Source organism: Campylobacter sp. BCW_4319 (assembly GCF_001764435.1).
In the GTDB taxonomy this organism is placed as follows: domain Bacteria; phylum Campylobacterota; class Campylobacteria; order Campylobacterales; family Campylobacteraceae; genus Campylobacter_D; species Campylobacter_D jejuni.
The window spans coordinates 1-4,427 of record NZ_MKAQ01000007.1 but is presented as its reverse complement, the minus strand read 5'-3'; the positions used below and the strand labels follow the sequence as shown (position 1 = coordinate 4,427).

Below are 4,427 nucleotides of genomic sequence, written 5' to 3'. Positions count from 1 at the left end.
AAAGCAACTATCGGTGCTACTCAATCTTCTAAAATCGGTGTTACAAGATTTGAAACCGGTGCTCAAAGTTTTACTTCAGGTGTGGTTGGTCTTACTATTAAAAACTACAATGGTATAGAAGATTTTAAATTTGATAATGTTGTGATTTCAACTTCAGTTGGAACAGGACTTGGAGCTTTGGCTGAAGAGATCAATAAAAGCGCTGATAAAACAGGAGTTCGCGCAACTTACGATGTAAAAACAACTGGCGTTTATGCTATAAAAGAAGGAACTACTTCTCAAGACTTTGCCATTAATGGAGTTGTAATTGGTCAGATTAATTATAAAGATGGTGATAATAACGGCCAATTGGTTTCAGCTATCAATGCGGTTAAAGATACCACAGGAGTTCAAGCTTCTAAAGATGAAAACGGCAAGCTTGTTCTTACATCGGCTGATGGCAGGGGTATTAAAATTACTGGAGATATAGGTGTTGGTTCTGGTATTTTGGCAAATCAAAAAGAAAACTATGGGCGATTATCTTTAGTTAAAAATGATGGTAGAGATATTAATATTAGTGGAACCAATCTTAGTGCTATAGGTATGGGTAGAACAGATATGATTTCTCAATCTTCAGTGTCTTTAAGAGAATCAAAAGGTCAAATTTCAGCAGCTAATGCCGATGCTATGGGGTTTAATTCTTATAAAGGCGGAGGAAAGTTAGTTTTAAGCTCAGCTGTAAGTTCAATTTCTGCATTTATGAGTGCACAAGGTTCAGGATTTTCTAGAGGTTCAGGATTTTCTGTGGGTAGTGGTAAAAATTTATCTGTTGGATTGAGTCAAGGAATACAAATTATTTCAAGTGCGGCTTCAATGAGCAATACTTATGTTGTTTCTTCTGGCTCAGGTTTTTCTTCTGGCTCAGGTAATTCTCAATTTGCAGCTCTTAAAACTACTGCTGCTAATACAACTGATGAGACTGCAGGTGTAACCACTCTTAAAGGTGCAATGGCGGTTATGGATATAGCAGAAACTGCTATAACAAATTTAGATCAAATCAGAGCAGATATTGGTTCTGTACAAAATCAACTTCAAGTTACTATAAACAATATTACTGTAACTCAGGTAAATGTTAAAGCAGCCGAATCAACCATAAGAGATGTAGACTTTGCAAGTGAGAGTGCGAATTTTTCTAAATATAACATTCTTGCACAATCAGGCTCATATGCTATGAGTCAAGCTAACGCTGTACAGCAAAATGTTTTAAAACTATTACAATAATCTTTCTAAAGAGCAATTTTGCTCTTTAGTTTTAGATTAAGCTTCTTTTTTCTAGCTCATCCTGTAAGGGAATAATAGCTTTTTTTAATCTTGTATTTTGACTTTCTATAAGATCTATTATAGTTTCAATTAAGGATTCGTTAGCATAAATCCAAGATAAAATTTTATTTTGTCTTTGACTTTCATTATGAACACTTTGGGTATAAATAGGAGCAATTAAACTTTCTTCATGATGCAAGGTAGGTCCTAAAATTTCATGCAAGAAAAAATATTTTTTATGGCTTAATTTTTCTCTTATAATATCTATATCTTTTACAATATTTTCTAGATTTATATATTTGTTTTTTTGAGTGATTTTTTGAATTTTTCTAAGAGTTTTTTTACATTCTTTTTGAAAGTTTAATGCAAGTTGTATATTTGTTTTAATTTTTCGATAACTTTTTAACATTTTGTCAAATTGTTCTTTTTTTGTTTTTTTCTTTAGCTTTTTTAAAGGCTTTTTTATATCTTTTGTGAGTATTTCTTTGCATATTTCTGCAAAAGGTTTTTCTATGGTTCCTTTTATTCTAGCACCACCTTCGGTGCAATTATAGGTTTTGATATATTTTTGGTTATTGATTGCATAATTTTCAAATATTTTTCTAAATAAAGTCCAAACTTCAGAACTTTCAACCTCTCCTTCTCCGCCATAAGCTATAGTGGTAAAGTGACCTTTATTACGTTCGAAATCTTTTTCATGTAAAGCTAAATTTATATAATCGTCCGTGTGTGATTTCCCTTCTTTGCTATAAGCTAAATCTTGTCCTATTAAGATGATGTTTTCACATTTTAACAAAATTGCCAATTCGTAAGCACTATGAGCTACACTCATACCACCACCTATATATCCATATTCTTTTAAATCTAAAGAAAGAGCAAAGGGTAGATGTCTAGCCACTAGCATGTAGTCTTTTTTAAATTTTTTTAAATATTTGATTGAGTTAGGGTGGGTTAAACCTGGCAAAATAAATAAAATGTCTTTATCAAATTCCCCAAAGTCATTGTTAAAAAACTCTGAAGTTAAGGGGATTCTTTCTAAAGATAATACATAATCAGGTTTGATATTATGTTTTGCAAGTATAGGATAAGAAGAGTCAGCACAAAATATAATAGCTTTATTTGCATATTGTTTTAACAAAGACAGTTGTTTGGTTAAACTAGGCCCTGTTGAGACAATGATAGCATTTTTGCTGAGATTTTTTCTTTTATCTAATAATTCTTTATAGCTATAGTGTTTAAACATTTCTGGTAAATTCCAAATAGCTTGTTCTATGCCTACCATAGCATCCAAAGGATCTGTACCTTTTTTTAAGGTAAGATATTTTATAGTCTGAAGATTGATATTGTTGATTTTTTTAATATCTTCTTGATAAATTCTATAAAAGGGTGAATGTAAATTAATTTGATAAGTTTTTAAAAAAAGGCTGATTTCTGTTAATCCAAAAATTAACTCTGCTATATTATTATTGTAATCAAGTGTATGAGTGATAATTATGCGTCCTTTAAATAAATCTTCGCTAAAATCTATTAGATTTAAAGTGATAAATATAATATCTAGTTCTTTTTCTATGATAATAATTCTTTTATGGAGCGTATTTTTTAACAACGCTTTATATAAAATTCCATTTCCTAAACCATAAAAAAATAAAAAAGGATAATTAGTATATTGTTCTTGATAAAGTTTTAAATTTTCTTCAAGTTCTTTTATCGGATTTTGATAAATTTTTTTTAAATGTTTTTTATCAATAATATTGATATCTATAGGATCTTTTCCTATATGAAAAGAAAAATTTCTAAGTTCTTGAAAATTTTTAAGTTTATATTTTAGTTTTTCGTATGTACTTCCTTGCATAGCTTCTAAATTTTTTTTAAAAATTTCATTTGTTTGCATTTTTTATCCTTCTTAGGTATTTTTGCATTTTTCTTTCTTTAAGTTTTTGCTCCAATGGGATAATATTTTCAAATAAGGCATTTTCTTGTGCTTGTATATGCCCATAAATCATTTCTATCCATTCTAAGTGTTCTTTTATCCAAATTAACGATTTATTGAAACTATCTTCTGGTGTTTTGGGATTTAAAACATAAATTCTCGCTAAATTGAGTTCAAACTGAACCAATAATGGTCCTAAAATTTCATATAAATCTTGCATATTTTTAGCATCATCAATTTGGTATTTAATTGTATCAATTTTTTGTATAATAAAATTTAAAAGCTCTTTACTTTCTTCTATTTGTAAATTTTCTAAAGTTAAATACAGTTCTTTGATTTCATTATATTCTTGTAGTAACTTTTTATTAAAATCTTTGCAATGATAAATGCTTTTATAAATTTTATTATATGCTTTTAACATTAACTCATTTTGCTTATTTATATTCAAAGGGTTTAATTTAGGGAAAGGTTTATTTAAATCTTTACCCAGTAAATTCTCACAAGCCCAAAGAAAAGGTTTTTCTATCGTTCCTTTTATCCTTGCTCCACCTTCGGTGCAATTATAAATATTGATAAAATTATTATCATGGCTTATCCACTTTTCAAAAATTTCTCTAAAAAGCTTCCAAAAATACGAGGATTCTACCTCGCCTTTTCCACCGTAAGCGATGCTTGTGAAAAGATTTTCATCTTTTTGAAAATGTCCTTCGTGTAGTTTTTCGTGTATAAAGTCTTTAGCATGAGAGGACTGATCTTTGCTGTAAGCTAAATCTTGTCCTATAAAAATTATATTTTTATGAGATAAGAATTTTGCTAACCAGTAATTCATATGTGCAACGCTTACCATTCCATCAATAGGTTGAAAATATTTTGCTAGATTAAGATAGTAAAAAAAATCATAAGCCCTAGGCACCAACATATACTCCCTATTATTTCTTTCAAGAAATTCAATAACTTCTTTATGAACTACCGAAGCTAGGATAAACAAAATTCCTTTATCAAATTCTTTAAAATCGTTGTCAAAACACTTAGAAACTATATCATCTCTTTCTAACATGCAAACATAATCAGGCTTAATATTGTGTTTTGCTAAAATAGGATAAGCGCTATCTGCACAAAAAATCGTAGCTTTATTTGCGTATTGTTTTAATAAAGGAAGTTGTTTAGTAAGACTTGGTCCTGTAGAAACAATGATGGC

The 4,427-nt window shown here is 29.3% G+C and carries 3 protein-coding genes; 1 reads left to right on the top strand and 2 read right to left on the bottom strand.

All coding sequences use genetic code 11. From position 1 onward, the window contains the following. A partial coding sequence (locus tag AJN56_RS01540; RefSeq protein WP_070294425.1) for a flagellin occupies nt 1–1,260 on the top strand: 1,260 nt, incomplete at its 5' end. Between the two features lie 31 nt (nt 1,261–1,291). On the opposite strand, the gene AJN56_RS01535 is transcribed toward AJN56_RS01540, so the two are convergent. Both AJN56_RS01535 and AJN56_RS01530 read right to left on the bottom strand, forming a co-directional pair. Beyond that, nucleotides 1,292–3,190: a motility associated factor glycosyltransferase family protein gene (locus tag AJN56_RS01535; RefSeq protein WP_012006750.1), complete on the bottom strand. Its 1,899-nt coding sequence runs from the start codon at nt 3,188–3,190 to the stop codon at nt 1,292–1,294. After that, nucleotides 3,177–4,427 (bottom strand): motility associated factor glycosyltransferase family protein (locus tag AJN56_RS01530; protein ID WP_148115949.1); only part of this gene is annotated, 1,251 nt, incomplete at its 5' end. The genes AJN56_RS01535 and AJN56_RS01530, both read right to left, overlap by 14 nt.

What these genes read in the sequence shown, in the direction of transcription:
- AJN56_RS01535 (WP_012006750.1), bottom strand. Translation starts at nt 3,190, where the DNA reads ATGCAAACAAATGAAATTTTTAAAAAAAATTTAGAAGCTATGCAAGGA.